The organism is Haladaptatus marinus (genome assembly GCF_051194195.1).
Genome location: NZ_JBLZNK010000003.1, coordinates 1,374,507 through 1,389,902, shown reverse-complemented (window position 1 = coordinate 1,389,902; position 15,396 = coordinate 1,374,507). Strand labels below are relative to the sequence as shown.

The window sequence follows — 15,396 nt, the reverse complement described above, 5'->3', positions numbered from 1 at the left end:
TACAAAGATACTTCGTTCGACACCGTCTGATTTTTTGGTGGACGACTGTCCAGAAATGAGTCCCTGAACGACCACTTTTTGACCGTATTACAACCTTAAACAGCTTGTATTCGATAATAAACTGGTCGTTTGACCAACGAAGGTTCGTTAAAATTGTACTTTTCAACAATCAACCTTATATACAACAACCCTGTCTCGTTATACCGTGACGAAGCAAACAAGCAATTCAGAATATTCGCTATTCGTGGACAGTCGTCCAGATGATATCGTGCTCATCACGAGAAAAGGGGATGACGAATGAATGACTTGACCATCCTTGCACAGGGTGCAAGTGACCTCGAAGTGCTCGCCGAGGGCGTCAACCTGCTGTGGGTGCTCGTCGCGACGTTCCTCATCTTCTTCATGCACGCCGGATTCGCCATGCTGGAGGCCGGACAGGTGCGTTCGAAAAACGTCGCCAACCAGTTGACGAAGAACCTACTCACGTGGAGCGTTGGCGTTCTCGCTTTTTTCCTCGTGGGTGCCGCACTATCGAGCATCGTCGGCTATCTCACCGGTGCGCCCGGGATGTGGTCGGTCGGTGGCGAGTTTGCGGCCATTCTCGAACCCAGTGGCGTGAACGACTGGGTAGGGTGGCTGTTCGGTGCGGTGTTCGCAATGACCGCCGCAACCATCGTGAGCGGGGCCGTCGCGGGGCGGTGTAAACTCCGCACCTACGTGACCTACACTGTCCTGCTGGCGGCGGTTATCTACCCGGTCGTCGTCGGATTTACGTGGGCTGGCGGCATTCTCGCGACGATTGGCTTTCACGATTTCGCGGGTGGGATGGTCGTTCACGGGATGGGCGGTCTCGCCGGACTGACCGCGGCATGGGTCGTCGGACCGCGTCTCGGTCGCTTCGACGACGACGGAAGCGCGAACGTCATACCCGGTCACTCCGTGACTTTCGCTGTCCTCGGGACGCTCATCCTCGCGTTCGGTTGGTACGGATTCAACGTCGGAACCGCGGCCACGGTGTTCGCGGTCGATGATGGAACGATTTCGTTGGCCGCGTTCGCGACGGTCGGTCGAGTCGCGCTCATCACGACGCTCGGGATGGCGACGGGTGCGCTCGGTGCAGGCGCCGTTTCGTTGCTTCGTACCGGCAAGGTTGACACCCTCTACGTTGCGAACGGACTGCTCGCCGGACTCGTGGGAGTCACGGGAATCGCCGACGATATCGTCTGGCCCGGTGCGCTCGTGGTCGGCCTGCTGGCAGGCGCACAACTCCCCTTCGTCTTCGAGTTCGTCGAAAAACGCCTCAACATCGACGACGTGTGCGCGGTGTTCCCGGTTCACGGCTCCGCAGGAATTCTGGGAACGCTGGCCTACCCGTTCGTCGCGGTCGGAACGTGGCAAGGGTTCAGTCTTGGCGCCGTACTCTCGGGGCTGGCAGTTCAGACGGCAGGCGTTCTGCTCATCGGTCTCTGGACCGTCGTTGCGACCGGTTCGGTGTTCGGCATCGCCCGCGCACTCGGACAGGCTCGCGTCACGCCCGCACACGAGCGCGAAGGACTTGACGTGGCTGAACACGGCGTCGAAACCTACCCCGAGTTCGGAATCGGCGAGTCCGGAGAGATGCCTGCGGAGCACCTGCGTGCCGACGGTGGTACTCCACCCAACGGTGGCGAAATAAAACTCGTCACTGCAATCGTCCGCCCCGACAGGTTGACCAACGTGAAGCGCGCCCTAGCCGACATCGGCGCGCCGAGTCTGACCGTGACGAACGTCAGTGGTCGGGGGAGTCAACCAGCGAAACTCGGCCAGTGGCGCGGTGAAGAGTACGTCGTGGACTTACATCAGAAAGTGAAAGTCGAATGTGTCGTTGCAGACATCCCCGCCGAGGATGTCATCGAGGCGATTCGCGGTGCCGCAAACACGGGCGAACCCGGAGACGGGAAGATATTCGTCGTACCCATCGAGAACGCCTGTCAGGTTCGAACAGGGAAAACAGGAACGGAGGCGGTCTGAAGGAAGGGAACCAATAGATTCGGTTCCTAACTCTCCTTTCGCAACCTTTGCCCCAACTACTCAGTATTCAACGTCTTTTCTGCCCATTTGATGGCATAATCGACACCGTGGTGGCGATACGCCTCCGTATCGAGCGCCGAAAACGGTGCTGGCGGTTCGATACCGTGTTTGATGGCGCTACACGCGAGTTCCGCGGCGTCCGTGAAGTCGGTTCGTCCACGAGCGACTTCACCCATCACGCCTCCGAGTCGGGGTTCGATTCGCTCGCCTGCATCCTGCCACGCTTCGAACAGGCGGGGAGCGGGTTCGCGCCACTTCGCAAACACATCGCGAGTGTGCAGGCCGTTGTAAGCGTCCGTCAGTGCGACGGCGAGTTGGTACGTGCTTCCCGGGTCGAGTGGAACCACATCGGCGAGCTCCCGATAGCGTCCCTCGAAAAATTCCAGGAAATGCTCCGGGAGGTCGAGTCCGACTTCGACCAGCGCCTCCGCGAGCAGGAAATCGATGAATTCCTCCGGTGACCCCTCCACTCGTGCCTTGACGAAGACGACGGGTGGTGACGTTTGATGTGTCCACGCCACGCTTCCGTCGCCCGGCATCCCGACCACGAGGTCGGTTCCGGCGAATCGCCGCAGGAGTTCAGGCGCGTCGTCTGGTAGCCACTCGTCGGACGCGGAAAACGGACGGAGTTCGTCCGTCAGGAGCGCGAGGTCGTCCCGCGCCGGAACCGGGAGCGTCTCGAAATCCCGTCCACAGTCGAGGACGAGCGCGTCGGGTGCGTGTTCGTCCCGAACTGCCGCTACGTCCTCGGGGAGCGTTCGTTTGCTGAACATCGAACTCAGGCCGCGAGCCAGAGGTTGAAGATGACCGCAACTGCGGCCAAGGCCGTCAATCCAACGGTGCCAATGACGATTTTCGTCGGGGTGCTCATACCCGACCGTTTCCACTCGAACGCTTAAAATCTGCCGAGTCGGTGCAGAACCCCTTCGTTTCCACTCCAGAATCGGTTTACATGCAAGAATAGCAGTCAGTTACTTGGTTCGTATGCTACGAGAATTTCGGCTAATCGGCCCGTGTCCCGGTTCCCACGCTGGATTCGCGGGCGATTCGTTTCCACTCGCCAGTCCAAAACCGAAACGTGTTGACGCCCGCCCGAAAGTACATGTCGCCGAGAATTGCGGCGTAGACTCCGAGCAGACCGAGTCCGATTCCGGGTGAAAACGACCAGGTTCCGAGCGAGAAAAGGACGACTCCCACCGGAACAGCGAGGAACGCCACGGGAAGTTTGTAGAGATAGGTGCCCGCGAACGTTCCGTACAGTGGCCACTTCGTATCCCCCGCACCGCGAAGACAGCCACGCATCGTTCGCGAAACGCTGAACGCCGCAACGCCGAGGCCGAACACGCGAACGAACTCGACGGTCAAATCGAGGTTGTTCGTGCCAAACCCGCGAGCGATGGGGCGGGCCGCCGCGATGAGAATGGCCGCGAGGAGCAGTTGGGTCGCCAACGCGATTCGGAGGGTCTGCCAGCCGTATTCGTTCGCTTCGTCGTCGTTGCCAGCGCCGATACTCTGCCCGACGAGCGTACTGGAGGCTGTCGAGTATCCCCACGCGGGCATCAGCGCGAGAAGCATCACGCGCCGACCGATAGCGTAGGCGGCGACGACGCCAGTGCCGAGTGTCCCGAGTACGAACAGGAATGGAAACCGACCGAGCGTCCGCGAGAGTCGGGTTCCCGCAAGCGGAAGTCCGACGCGAACGATTTCGCGGGCGATGTCGGTGTCCCACTGTCTGCCACCGAGACGGAGACGAACCGAGTAGCGTCCTGAAAGCAGAACGCCGGTAAACAGCACTGCTGCGAGGGTGTTCGCCACGGCAGTTCCCCACGCCGCACCAGCGACGCCCATCGACGCGAAGGGGCCGAAACCGAAGATGAGCACCGCGTTAAGGATGATGTTGGTCGGAAGCGTGAGCAAACGAATGTACATCGGCGTTCTTGTGTCGCCGCTTCCCGCAAGCGCACGGGCCGCAATCATGCTCCAAAACCGAAACGAGACGGAGAGCATGATGATTTTGAGATAGATGGCACCGAGTTTGATTACGCGAGAGTTATCGGTGAGGACGCCGATCATTGGTTTCGCATAGAACCACGTGAAAACCGTCGTCGGAACGGCGATGAGGAGGGCGAGCCACAACGATTGCTTGATGGCGAAATCCGCTTTTTTGTCATTATCCGCACCCTTGAACCGCGAGACGATACTGATGGTGCCGCTCGTGAGCGCCAACGAGAGACCGAACGGGATGAAAAAATACTGAAAACCGAACTCCAGCGCGGCAACTGCATCCTCATCGAGGGCGACACTTACCATGAAGAAGTCCGCAACGCGAAGCAACGTGCGCATCCCACCGGTGACCATTACCGGAATGGCGAGGTCGAACGCCTCTTCGCCCTTCTTTCGGTCGAGTAAACCAAGACGAGCGAGGGCGGCAGGAAAAAGCAACAGAACCTGCTGAATCCGTTGTCTGGCGTTACTGAACATTTAACCGTCGTTCGCACTCCGCACTAAAGGGTCTTGGCGATGCGGAAACCGCTCTCATCGAACGTGGCAGGTTCGACCGGGAGGGCATGGTTTCGAGTGGAAATCATGACCCCACGCCAGCTCTGTCGATCCGGTCGGTGACGAAACGAGCGAATCCGTCCTCCAAGAGGAGTAGCACGTTGTACGTAAACGTTCCCTCGAATCCGATAACGAGGAATGCCCAGATCGCTGGAAAGCCGGGATTGAGGACGGTCAGGATGACGTAACTCAGCAACAGGTTCCCGAACGTCGCGGCGACGTGAACCATAGACGCAACGATGAGTCTCCCGTCGTGATCCGATCCGAGGTCGTCGAACAGGTCATCGAAGGCGACACTCGCGAGTACCGCGAATGCAAACAGCGCACCGACGACGTAGAGGAAGATTTCGAGAATGCGGGGCGACCCGTACTGATTCATCAGTATCGCACCACCACCCCAAATCGTCAGTGTGTATCCGTACGCCTTCGACTCCGCAAGCAAGTTTTGAGCGAGTTGCTCGGCCGAATTCATACTACTGCATCAGCCATCCCGAGGTAAAGGTCGCCTCCCTGCTATCGCGCGCCGTTTGAATACCGGCAGGACGAACGATTTCAGCTATCGGGTGACCCGGACCACGAATCAGGAACTTGGATGACGTACCGACCGTTCTCCTTGAGCGCGATGATGTACTCGTCGCGCTCGTACAATTCCATCAGGTTGAGTTCGTACTGCCCCGGTTCGACCACTTTGATGCTCTCGAACTGGCTGTTGAGTTCCTCTCGGAGTTCGTCGAGGCTCGGTTGATTCTCGTTCGGTGATTCGGCCGGCCCCGATCCTTCCTGTGTCGGTTTTTCGGGAAGTTCGTCTTCGGGGACGACTTCCGACCGCGCGCTCGCCTGTGCGCGGTCTTCACCGGGCTGGATAGCAGCCGGTTCGGTATCAGCATCCACCTCGGAGGGTGACTTCGTCGTGGCGCCGCCAGCAGTTGTCGCGGGAGACGAATCGGTTGTCGAAGCAGATGAATTAGCTGCCGATTCGTCTGCCGACGTTCGTGTTCGATTTGCTTGTCGGTTCTGTCCGGAGTTCGGTCGCTGGCCACGCGAGGCGGTGGCCTTGTCGCTCTTCGTTTGATCAACCTGATTTTCCCGCGTACGGTCAACCTGATTGTCCGACGTGGGGTCACGCGAGCCGACCCATCCTCTCACGGTTGAGGCTGCACGACCGACCGCGCTGGAACTCGACGTGGTATCGGCACCCGAACTCGTTGCGTCCGGAGCCGTATCTGCCGACCCGGAGGCCGTGGTTTCGTCTGGAGCCGACCCGGATGGTTGGAACTGGAACTTGTTTCCACCACAGTCGGGACACCCCGAAAGCATCTCTTTCGACCCGTCGGCAAACGTGCGCCCACAGTTCGTACACGTGTGTGGCATTATTTACGGGAGATGAGTGCGCTGATGAGGTTTTCGTCCTTGTGGAGCGTCTCAATCTGGTTCGCAGGGCCGATGACCGTGAGTTTCGAACTGGTGGATTCACGACCCATCAGGCGACCGAGAAACCCACTGTCGGAGGTCTTCGAGCGCGGATACGTCTCGATTTCGATGCCGCTGAACTCGTCGGGGCTGATTTCGGCCATCGTCACTTCGATGAGCTTGCTCTCCTCGTCGGGAGCAAGACCCTCCTCTAAGATGACGATGTTCCCCTCGTGAACGCTGTCGAGGATCATCCGAATCTTTTCCATGCTGGTCTTCCCAGACATCCGTTCACCACCGATGAGGTCGATTTGGACGCCGTCGTCCGATTTTTTCACTTCCGGCATGGAATCACCCGAAGTACTCCGCGATTTTTGTGTACACTTCGTCCATATTCTCCCCTTCCAGTGCCGAGAGTGGAATCGTCTCGTGCTGTGGGTAGGCGTTTCTAATACGCTGGACGCTCGAATCTTCGAGGTCGGTTTTATTGGCGAGAATCAGAACGGGAAGGTCTTGACTCTCGATGATGCCGATGAGCATCGTGTTCACCTGCGTGAACGGGTCGGTCGAACTGTCGAGGACGTAGATGACGCCGTCTACGTCCTCCCGAAGCCAGTGCATCGCTTCTGCGACACCTTCGGTCGCTTCGCGGGAGCGACGGACTGCATCATCCTTTTCCATGTCGTGGTCGAGGAACTCTTCGTAATCGACTTTCGTCGTCACACCGGGTGTGTCCACGATGTCAATGGTGACGGTTCTCCCGTCTCGCTCAATTTCGACGTTTTCTTTCCTTCGTGCGCGTCGTGTTTCGTGTGGAACATGGCTTTCGGGACCGACGGCGTCACCAGTCCAATCACGGGCGATTCGATTGGCGAGTGTCGTCTTACCGGCGTTCGGTGGGCCGTAGATACCGATTCGCTTCGGCTCTTCGGACGTGAAGAGCTTATCTGTAACACGACTGATACTTTGCTTGAGACCTGTAAACAATCCCATCCTTTTTACTCCCAGACCCCGCTGTCGGCAGTCACACCAGAGATATCCGCTATCGGGCGGTTTAACCGGACATGCGGGGCTGTTGCGCGTACAACTTTACGCCACTCACTTAAACCTACGTCAGACAACTCTTGACACAATATCCTCGTCTGTTTGCAGAAGAATTCAATCGGAAGAGGGGAGAGAAGGAACAGAAGGGAGAAGTGGACGGAGAGAAGCCGAAAAGAGAGGGAAGAAAGCGGAAAAGAAGGAAGAGAAGAAACAGATTCGGAAGCACCGATAGACAAAAAATCACGAAAAGGTGGCAGAAATCCGTACACAAATGTCGCCCGTGTGTTCCACTCGAAATGGAGGGGTTGACGGGGGCGCGGAAGCAGAAACGGGAGTAATTTGTGCGGAAATAGTAGGAACGGGCGAGACGATGGCTCGGGTCGTTGGCTCTGTTGAACTCTGTCAGAGCAAAGTTGGCAGAAAGTGAAATCAGCATTCCGTGACGGATGTTGGATGCTACCAAGAGCCACGAAATCGTCGGTGACGGGTGACCCCCACCCCTCCGTTTCGGGTGGAACTCGCCATAGATGAGGTGGGGGAGTGTCAGCGGCGGGTAACTTACAGACAACACTCTCCTCTAGAAAACAAATTGCTCTAGTTTGCAGATATTGTTTCTTTCGGGTTGTAATAAAGATTCGTGTTCTAAATATTGACTTCCCCCCTCCCTCCCTTTCTCGCGTTCCACCCGAAACGAAGGGGTGGGGGGCTAGAGAGTCGATTGGTAACATACCTCGATATCTGGTCTCCAACGACAACCGAGGGAATCTCTGATACTCTCTGTTACTCTGCATCTTGTGAAACCTCGCTCTCCAAGTGAGCGTGTTCCACTTGAAATGAAGGGGTTCAGAAGACGAGGCGTTTCTCCAGGAATTTGCTCAAACTGGTTCTACCTGAAATCCACGAGATTAATCTGTTCTCTTTGGAATCCGATAATTCTCGGAATATAGTCGCCAACTGGATATCGTCACGAAACCGGATACGAAATCAAATCAACGTCGTTGACCTGACGAAGCTGGAGCAGTGGAACTGACAGGAAGCAATGATTGGTACCGATAGCAACAGATTGTGAAGATGGTTCGTACTGGTGTTGGAAAACAACAAATATTTCACCGCTCGACTTGGTTTACTCTTTGACACGATTTTTATGTGCTTTCTAATCCGAGTTTTCGACCCGATCCACGATACGAGTTCCAACTGAATCCCTGTCTCGACTTGAAACGATGCTGTTTCCGATGACTACCGCCGAAAAACCCGTTTTTCGCCCGTCATCCCATTAATAAGAAAGATTTTAATACTGTGCTCTACCTTTTGTTCATCTGCATCAACTGGACGCGCTGTTGCTTCTGTGGGAAACGAAATCGGGTGTTCTTCCCGATGTCTTCCCGTCTCTCTCCGCACGGCGCGATGACTCCAGTGGAAACGAAGGGGTACGTAGACGACGAATGTCAGACGAAAATACCACTCCACCGGACGAACGAACTGACCACGGGAGCCGTGGTTTCGAGGGCGTTGATTTGGACGAAGTCGTGTTGGACGACACGGGTGGTGAGAGCAACCAAGGGTTGTTCGATGACCTACTCAGTGGTGAACCGATTTTCGAGAACAAGGAAGTTCTCCGACCCTCATATACGCCGCACGAACTCCCGCACAGGAAAGAACAGATCAATCGAATGGCGACCATCCTCGTTGCCGCTCTCCGAGGGGAGACACCGTCCAATATCCTCATCTACGGGAAGACGGGCACTGGAAAAACCGCGAGCGCGAAGTTCGTCAGTCAGGAACTCGAACGCACATCGCTGAAGTACGAGGTTCCGTGTGAAGTCGAATACATCAACTGCGAAGTCACCGACACGCAGTACCGCGTACTCGCGCAACTCGCCAACAAATTCATCGAAAACAACCAGGCCGACATCGAGGAGCGAATTACCGAACTTCAAGACATCCGCGACGGTATCGCCGCCGAATCCAACCAGTTGGCGAACACGGAGTTCACTTCATTGGTGGAAATCGAAGATCGCATCGACGAATTGGAAGCCGATGCCGACGAGATGGAAGCCGTCCCGATGACGGGATGGCCAACCGACCGCGTCTACAACACGTTTTTCGAGGCCGTCGATTATCAGGAGCGAGTCGTCGTCATCATGCTGGACGAAATCGACAAACTGGTCGAAAAATCCGGCGACGACACGCTCTACAATCTCTCGCGGATGAACTCGGAACTCGAAAATTCGCGGGTGTCCATCATGGGCATCAGCAATGACCTGAAGTTCACTGATTTCCTCGACCCACGCGTGAAATCGAGCCTCGGCGAGGAAGAAATCGTCTTCCCACCGTACGACGCGAACCAACTCCGCGACATTCTTCAACACCGAGCGGACGTCGCGTTCAAAGAAGACGCCCTCTCGGACGACGTGATTCCGCTGTGTGCCGCGTTCGCTGCGCAGGAACACGGTGACGCCCGTCGCGCACTCGACCTACTTCGAACTGCGGGCGAACTCGCCGAACGCGACCAGAAAGAGCGCGTGGAAGAGGGCCATGTACGCAAGGCACAGGACAAAATCGAACTCGACCGCGTGGTGGAAGTCGTCAGGACGCTTCCGACGCAGTCGAAACTCGTCCTCTTTTCGACCATCTCACTCGAAAAGAACGGCGTCCACAACATCAACACGGGCGAGGTGTACAACGTCTACAAACACCTCTGCGAGGAAATTGACGCCGACATCCTCACCCAACGCCGCGTCACCGACCTCATCAGCGAACTCGACATGCTCGGCATCGTCAACGCCGTCGTCGTCTCGAAAGGTCGCTACGGACGTACCAAAGAGATCAGCATCTCCGTTCCCATCGATGAAACCGAGGCGGTTCTCCAGTCAGACTCACGACTCAGCGATATCGACGATATCCAACCGTTCATGCAGCAGGCACGGTTCGATAGTTAAGTCGATTTGCTCGAATCAGACTCGACAACAGACCCTACAATTTAGCAACTGATTTTATTCTCTACCGCGCTCTACTCTGGCGTTTTCCACCCGAAATGGTACCCTTTCGAACGCAGTCGAAACGCTACCCTGCTTGAACATCTGAACCGGTTTCGAAACGTGAAAGAGAACGTATTCAGACGATTTGCTCGCCATCGTCGTCGTACACTTTGATTGCATCCACCGGACAGACGCGGGCGGACATCTCGGCATCGAACTCCTCGTCTTCCGGCACTTCGCGCACGAAGATTCCGTTTTCGACCTCTTCGCTTTCCAGCAAATCTGCCTTTCCGTCCTGGCGGTTCTCGACGAACTCGTCCCATTCTGCGGTACACTGAAACATTCCCGTACACGTGTTACGGTCATATTCGATCTTCATGCTCGAACATCTGACAGGGAGGCAGATATGGTTGACGGAGGGATGCAGGTGTCACCCGACAGTTTAAACGGGAAGACGCGCCAATCGGTGGTAATGACCGGATTCGCATCGCGCACGCAGGGTGAGCGTGCGTGAAAGTCGCCGATTTAGTGGGATTACCAGACGGCGTCCCCGAACATTTCGAAGCGCAGGGCATCGAGGAACTGTATCCACCGCAGGCGGAAGCAGTCGAGGCAGGTATCACCGACGGCGAGAGTATTGTCGCCAGCATTCCGACCGCCAGCGGAAAGACGTTCATCGCGGAACTGGCGATGCTTTCGAGCGTCGCCCGTGGCGGGAAAGCCCTCTACATCGTCCCGCTTCGCGCGCTCGCCAGCGAGAAGAAAGAAGAGTTCGAGGAGTTCGAACAGTACGGCGTTTCTGTCGGCGTCTCGACCGGCAACTACGACAGCGACGGCGATTGGCTCGCAACGAAGGACATCATCGTTGCCACGAGTGAAAAGGTTGACTCGCTCGTGCGAAACGGTGCGAAATGGGTTGACGACCTCTCCTGCGTCGTCGCCGACGAGGTTCACCTCGTCAACGACGCACACCGTGGGCCGACACTCGAAGTCACCCTCGCCAAACTCCGACGTGTGAACCCGAACCTTCAGACCGTCGCGCTCTCCGCGACGGTCGGTAACGCGGACGAGATGGCCGAGTGGCTCGACGCCACGCTCGTCGATTCGTCGTGGCGGCCCATCGATCTCCAGAAAGGTGTTCTCTACGGACAAGCTCTGCATTTCGATGACGGCACGCAACAGGAGCTCGCGCGCGGAAAGCAGAAAGAGACCGCCGCACTGGTCGAAGATACCCTCGGTGATGAAGGGTCGTCACTCGTCTTCGTCAACTCCCGACGGAACGCGGAGGCCGCAGCAAAGCGACTCGCGGACGTGACGAAAGGCTATCTCACCGACGAAGAGCGACGGAAACTCCGCGAAGTCGCCGACGAAATCCGAGACGTGAGCGACACCGAAACCAGCGACGATCTCGCAAACGCGGTTGAGAAGGGCTCCGCGTTCCACCATGCAGGACTGGCCAGCGAACACCGCTCGCTGGTCGAAGAGGTGTTCCGCGACCGACTCGTGAAAGTCATCAGCGCAACGCCGACGCTCGCGGCGGGGGTCAACACCCCAAGTCGGCGAGTCATCGTTCGCGACTGGCGACGCTACGATGGCGACATTGGCGGGATGCAACCGCTCGACGTGCTCGAAGTGCACCAGATGTTCGGGCGGGCGGGACGACCCGGCCTCGACCCCTACGGCGAGGCGGTGCTCATCGCGAAAAGCCACGAAGAACTCCAAGAACTGTTCGACCAGTACGTCTGGGCCGACCCCGAACCCGTACACTCGAAACTCGCTGCGGAACCCGCACTGCGAACACACATTCTCGCCACGGTCGCGTCCGGATTCGCAGGGTCGGAAGACGAACTACTGGATTTCCTCGAACGAACCCTGTACGCGACCCAGACCGACGAAACCGGCCGTCTCGAAACCGTCACCCAGCGAGTGCTCGACTATCTCGAACGAAACGGTTTTCTAGAACGCGACGACCGCCTCCGGGCGACCGGACTTGGCCACCGCGTCTCGCAACTCTACCTCGATCCGATGAGTGCCGCCGAAATCATCGACGGCCTGCGTGCGGCAAACGACGACCCTACTGCACTGGGGCTGTATCACCTCGTTTCGCGCACGCCGGACATGTACCAACTCTATCTTCGGTCGGGAGACCGCGAACGGTACACGGAAATCGCCTACGAGCGGGAAACGGAGTTCCTCGGTTCGATGCCCTCGGAGTTCGAAGACCACGCGTTCGAGGATTGGCTCTCGGCGCTGAAGACGGCGAGACTCCTCGAAGATTGGGCGAGTGAACTGGACGAAGATCGGATTACGGAGCGCTACGCAGTCGGCCCTGGCGACATTCGTGGCAAAGTGGATACGGCGGAGTGGTTGCTGAACGCGGCGGAGCGACTCGCAAGCGAACTCCAGCGAAGCGACGATGAAAGCCTTCCATCCGCTACCACAACCGCTGTGCGCGAGGCGCGAAAACGAGTCGAATACGGCGTCGAAGAGGAACTTCTCGACCTTGCAGGGGTTCGAAACGTCGGTCGAAAACGCGCCCGTCGTCTGTACGAAGTGGGAATCGAATCCCGAACGGATCTCCGTGAAGCGGACAAATCGGTCGTCCTCGGCGCACTTCGCGGTCGGCGAAAGACGACCGAAACCATCCTCGAAAACGTGGGGCGCAAAGACCCCTCACTAGATGGTATCGAGGCCGACGCGGACGTGAAGGCGAGTGCAACCCAAGCCGCAAACGAAAATAACGGTCAGCAGAGCCTCGGTGATTTCGAATGAAATTGGCCGAAGGGAGGGCGAACATCGACGACATCGACGACTTTCTCTCCCGTCTTAGAGCCATCGCCGATGAGTTCGGCTGTGCGATACAGGCCTTTGATGCTCGCTACGTCGCTGGACGCAAGCATCTCGAATCGGCGGTCGAACACGCGAATCGTGCATTCGAGCGGGAAGAAAACGTCGCTCACGACCCCGCAGTCGAAATTCTGCTGTATGCCGCGGGTCGTCGCCAAATCAATCAGGCGCTCGAAATGGGGGTTTCAGAGGGCGAACAACAGATAGTTGTCGTGATCGATGGCCTGCGAGAGGAGCAGGAAGTGGCGGCAGTGGAGGCGGTTTCCGACCTACTGGAGCCTGGTGAATCGCTCGGAAATCCCGACCGCGAGACGGTGTTCGACTTTTTCGAGATATCCGAGCGAGAATTGAATGCAACAACTGCGACGCTTGCCGACCTCGTCTGCGAGCGAGTTGCCCTGCTCGAAGTGGACAAATAGGATTGGCCGTTGGGTATCACTGGTGGCCAGTACGAATTTGGGACGTCCAGATGTACGCTCGATACCATTGCTGAAGACGGTCACGATACCGAGGATGTACTGGATAGCGCACGAAAGCGACAGCACGAACGCGCTGAAACCATCGAGGATATGCTTGGTGGGGCCGGACGGATGCTCGGCGAGCACAAGTATCCGACGACGAGCGAGGAGCTGGCGGCCGAGTACGGTGACCAGCGACTCGACTTGGCGAACGAAACGGAGTCGCTGGGAAGCGTCCTTGACCGACTCGTAGACGAACGGTTTGAATCCGCGGAGGAAGTGCGGGAAGCGGTGTATAACGAGGTAACTGGCGAGGCTGGTGGAATGGCGGAGTACAACGACGAGCGGGCGCTAGACGAGATCGATGATGCGGTGTCGAATGAGGAATCGAACACGAACTGGCAGTAATCTCCAGTTGAAACGAAGGGGTTCTCGGCACCGATGATTGTCGATATCGTCAAAAAAGGCGAAATGAGGGGATAGTCCCACACGGATTCGAACCGCGGTCGAAGCCCCCAGAAGGCTTCAGGATTGGCCACTACCCCATGGGACTTGGCTTGCTGCAGAATACCGTACTTGCCGCTTGCTTGTAAGCGTTGCGCGTTTGGTCTCCGTATGTTACTTTGGCTCATCCCGTAACCATGCACAAACCACTACCTATTTGCGCCATGATTGCGCATCCTCGTGTATGTACGTTGGACGCTTCATCGTTATCGGCCCCGAAATTGGGGCATACCGAGTTTCCTCGCGCTCGTTCCCGAACCGAAAAGCAGTCGCGCGCGACGACGCAGTGACCATCGCGCCAACCGAGGACGCGCCGGAGACGGACAACCCCTACATTTCCTACAACTGTGCGCGAAACGTCGGCGATACTGCAGTCATCGGAAACGGGTCGCAGGTAGACCCCATCGCCGAAAAACTCGAACTCGGCTATCCCGCCCGGGACGCCCTCGCAGAAACCTTGCTCGCGTTGGATTACGAAAAGGACGACTACGACACGCCCCGAATCGCGGGGACGATTGGCGAGAAATCGTACATCGGCATCGTTCGACGGGACGCCCTGGTGGTCAAGGAAGTGACGCAACCGACATTCGTCGCAACCTATGAGAAGGACACGCCCGAACCATTTGCATTCAGAGGCGAGAACGCCGAAGAGGCGGCAGGTATGGCCTACGATCTCGATTTCGAACACCCTGTTTGCGCGGTCGGCGTGGCCCGAACTGGTGGAGATGCGGGCGATGCCAACGATGGCGATTCGTTCTCGTTCGCAATCGAGAACGGGAATTAAGTCCACGGCGAACGTATCGCCCCGCATGAAAGTCGGCGTCATTTCGGACGTTCACGCGAACCGAGTCGCACTCGACGCCGTGCTGGACGACATGCCTACAGTCGATGGCCTGCTCTGTGCGGGCGACGTGGTCGGCTACAATCCGTGGCCTGCCGAATGTATCGACATCCTCCGCAACCGGGTGACGGCGAGCGTGATGGGCAACCACGACCGCGCCGTCGTTTCGGGCACGGCATTCAGCTTCAACAGCATGGCGAACGCGGGCGTCGAGTACGCCCGCAACGAACTGAACGACCTCCAGCGCGAGTGGCTGGCGAACCGCCCTCTCACCACGACTGCTTGTGATGGCCGGGTGCGAATCGTCCACGGCCATCCTGATGACCCCGACCACTACACATATCCGGGTGAATTTTCTCCGGAGTTACTGGGTGACGAGGACGTGCTCGTGATGGGTCACACCCACGTCCAGCACCACGAGGTGTACGACGAGGGCGTCGTCATGAATCCCGGAAGCGTCGGCCAACCACGGGACAAGGATTCTCGGGCGGCGTATGCGGTTCTGGATTTGGATCCAATAACAGTCGAGGAGCGTCGTGTCGAGTACGATATCGAGACGGTGCAGGAGGCGGTTCGTGATGCTGGACTGCCTGAACGGATTGGAACGCGATTGGAGAAAGGTCGGTAGCAGGAAACAGTTCGGTTCGTGGTATCTTGTAGTGGCTATCGGAACTCTGCCGGTGGA

Annotated in this window: 15 protein-coding genes and 1 tRNA gene; 7 read left to right on the top strand and 9 right to left on the bottom strand. The window is 57.5% G+C overall.

From position 1 onward, the window contains the following. Positions 1-297: 297 nt before the first annotated feature. Positions 298-2,010: an ammonium transporter gene (locus tag ACN2TU_RS13435; protein WP_435155961.1), complete on the top strand. Its 1,713-nt coding sequence runs from the start codon at positions 298-300 to the stop codon at positions 2,008-2,010. Between the two features lie 56 nt (positions 2,011-2,066). On the opposite strand, the gene ACN2TU_RS13430 is transcribed toward ACN2TU_RS13435, so the two are convergent. The 7 genes from ACN2TU_RS13430 to ACN2TU_RS13400 form a co-directional block, all read right to left on the bottom strand. After that, complete coding sequence (locus ACN2TU_RS13430; RefSeq protein ID WP_435155959.1) at positions 2,067-2,843, bottom strand: DUF7089 family protein; 777 nt, start codon at positions 2,841-2,843, stop codon at positions 2,067-2,069. Positions 2,844-2,848: 5 nt separating this feature from the next. Continuing rightward, positions 2,849-2,941, bottom strand: a complete 93-nt coding sequence (locus ACN2TU_RS13425) for a hypothetical protein (RefSeq protein ID WP_435155957.1) — start codon at positions 2,939-2,941, stop codon at positions 2,849-2,851. Positions 2,942-3,072: 131 nt separating this feature from the next. Beyond that, positions 3,073-4,551, bottom strand: a complete 1,479-nt coding sequence (locus ACN2TU_RS13420) for an MATE family efflux transporter (RefSeq protein ID WP_435155956.1) — start codon at positions 4,549-4,551, stop codon at positions 3,073-3,075. A 103-nt stretch (positions 4,552-4,654) separates the two neighbouring features. Further along, entirely contained in the window at positions 4,655-5,101 is a 447-nt protein-coding gene (locus ACN2TU_RS13415) for a hypothetical protein (RefSeq protein ID WP_435155954.1), read from the bottom strand. Between the two features lie 80 nt (positions 5,102-5,181). Continuing rightward, complete coding sequence (locus tag ACN2TU_RS13410) at positions 5,182-6,000, bottom strand: Zn-ribbon domain-containing protein (protein WP_435155952.1); 819 nt, start codon at positions 5,998-6,000, stop codon at positions 5,182-5,184. Then, entirely contained in the window at positions 6,000-6,386 is a 387-nt protein-coding gene (locus tag ACN2TU_RS13405; RefSeq protein ID WP_435155951.1) for a DUF2073 domain-containing protein, read from the bottom strand. Before ACN2TU_RS13405 ends, ACN2TU_RS13410 begins: the two co-directional genes overlap by 1 nt. Before the next feature lie 4 nt (positions 6,387-6,390). Further along, positions 6,391-7,032 carry an Era-like GTP-binding protein gene (locus tag ACN2TU_RS13400; protein ID WP_435155950.1) on the bottom strand — a complete coding sequence of 214 codons (642 nt, stop codon included), beginning with the start codon at positions 7,030-7,032 and terminating at the stop codon, positions 6,391-6,393. Positions 7,033-8,525: 1,493 nt separating this feature from the next. On the opposite strand from ACN2TU_RS13400, the gene ACN2TU_RS13395 reads away from it, so the two are divergent. After that, on the top strand, positions 8,526-10,022 hold the full coding sequence (locus ACN2TU_RS13395) for a Cdc6/Cdc18 family protein (protein ID WP_435155948.1): 1,497 nt from the start codon (positions 8,526-8,528) through the stop codon (positions 10,020-10,022). A gap of 175 nt (positions 10,023-10,197) precedes the next feature. On the opposite strand, the gene ACN2TU_RS13390 is transcribed toward ACN2TU_RS13395, so the two are convergent. Further along, positions 10,198-10,440: a ferredoxin gene (locus ACN2TU_RS13390; protein WP_435155946.1), complete on the bottom strand. Its 243-nt coding sequence runs from the start codon at positions 10,438-10,440 to the stop codon at positions 10,198-10,200. Between the two features lie 131 nt (positions 10,441-10,571). Here ACN2TU_RS13390 and ACN2TU_RS13385 point away from each other — a divergent pair, with 131 nt between their 5' ends. From ACN2TU_RS13385 to ACN2TU_RS13375, 3 genes are all read left to right on the top strand, one after another. Then, complete coding sequence (locus tag ACN2TU_RS13385; protein ID WP_435155944.1) at positions 10,572-12,833, top strand: ATP-dependent DNA helicase; 2,262 nt, start codon at positions 10,572-10,574, stop codon at positions 12,831-12,833. Continuing rightward, the gene (gene cgi121, locus ACN2TU_RS13380; RefSeq protein ID WP_435155943.1) at positions 12,830-13,327 is read left to right on the top strand and encodes a KEOPS complex subunit Cgi121; all 498 of its coding nucleotides are present in this window, start codon (positions 12,830-12,832) and stop codon (positions 13,325-13,327) included. The genes ACN2TU_RS13385 and cgi121 overlap by 4 nt, the downstream gene beginning before the upstream one ends. A gap of 66 nt (positions 13,328-13,393) precedes the next feature. After that, a complete protein-coding gene (locus tag ACN2TU_RS13375) occupies positions 13,394-13,774 on the top strand; it encodes a DUF5789 family protein (RefSeq protein ID WP_435156192.1) in 381 nt (126 codons plus the stop codon). 72 nt (positions 13,775-13,846) lie between these two features. On the opposite strand, the gene ACN2TU_RS13370 is transcribed toward ACN2TU_RS13375, so the two are convergent. Continuing rightward, positions 13,847-13,919 (bottom strand) — tRNA-Gln (locus ACN2TU_RS13370). Positions 13,920-14,054: 135 nt separating this feature from the next. On the opposite strand from ACN2TU_RS13370, the gene ACN2TU_RS13365 reads away from it, so the two are divergent. Next, positions 14,055-14,654: an IMP cyclohydrolase gene (locus tag ACN2TU_RS13365; protein ID WP_435155942.1), complete on the top strand. Its 600-nt coding sequence runs from the start codon at positions 14,055-14,057 to the stop codon at positions 14,652-14,654. Between the two features lie 25 nt (positions 14,655-14,679). Further along, positions 14,680-15,339 (top strand): metallophosphoesterase family protein, encoded by a 660-nt coding sequence (locus ACN2TU_RS13360; protein ID WP_435155940.1) that lies wholly within the window; start codon positions 14,680-14,682, stop codon positions 15,337-15,339. Positions 15,340-15,396 lie beyond the last annotated feature (57 nt).

Bases quoted from the DNA above. Each gene is read 5' to 3' on its own strand.
- ACN2TU_RS13435 (WP_435155961.1), top strand. From the start codon at position 298: ATGAATGACTTGACCATCCTTGCACAGGGTGCAAGTGACCTCGAAGTG.
- ACN2TU_RS13430 (WP_435155959.1), bottom strand. From the start codon at position 2,843: ATGTTCAGCAAACGAACGCTCCCCGAGGACGTAGCGGCAGTTCGGGAC.
- ACN2TU_RS13425 (WP_435155957.1), bottom strand. From the start codon at position 2,941: ATGAGCACCCCGACGAAAATCGTCATTGGCACCGTTGGATTGACGGCC.
- ACN2TU_RS13420 (WP_435155956.1), bottom strand. From the start codon at position 4,551: ATGTTCAGTAACGCCAGACAACGGATTCAGCAGGTTCTGTTGCTTTTT.
- ACN2TU_RS13415 (WP_435155954.1), bottom strand. From the start codon at position 5,101: ATGAATTCGGCCGAGCAACTCGCTCAAAACTTGCTTGCGGAGTCGAAG.
- ACN2TU_RS13410 (WP_435155952.1), bottom strand. From the start codon at position 6,000: ATGCCACACACGTGTACGAACTGTGGGCGCACGTTTGCCGACGGGTCG.
- ACN2TU_RS13405 (WP_435155951.1), bottom strand. From the start codon at position 6,386: ATGCCGGAAGTGAAAAAATCGGACGACGGCGTCCAAATCGACCTCATC.
- ACN2TU_RS13400 (WP_435155950.1), bottom strand. From the start codon at position 7,032: ATGGGATTGTTTACAGGTCTCAAGCAAAGTATCAGTCGTGTTACAGAT.
- ACN2TU_RS13395 (WP_435155948.1), top strand. From the start codon at position 8,526: ATGTCAGACGAAAATACCACTCCACCGGACGAACGAACTGACCACGGG.
- ACN2TU_RS13390 (WP_435155946.1), bottom strand. From the start codon at position 10,440: ATGAAGATCGAATATGACCGTAACACGTGTACGGGAATGTTTCAGTGT.
- cgi121 (WP_435155943.1), top strand. From the start codon at position 12,830: ATGAAATTGGCCGAAGGGAGGGCGAACATCGACGACATCGACGACTTT.
- ACN2TU_RS13365 (WP_435155942.1), top strand. From the start codon at position 14,055: ATGTACGTTGGACGCTTCATCGTTATCGGCCCCGAAATTGGGGCATAC.
- ACN2TU_RS13360 (WP_435155940.1), top strand. From the start codon at position 14,680: ATGAAAGTCGGCGTCATTTCGGACGTTCACGCGAACCGAGTCGCACTC.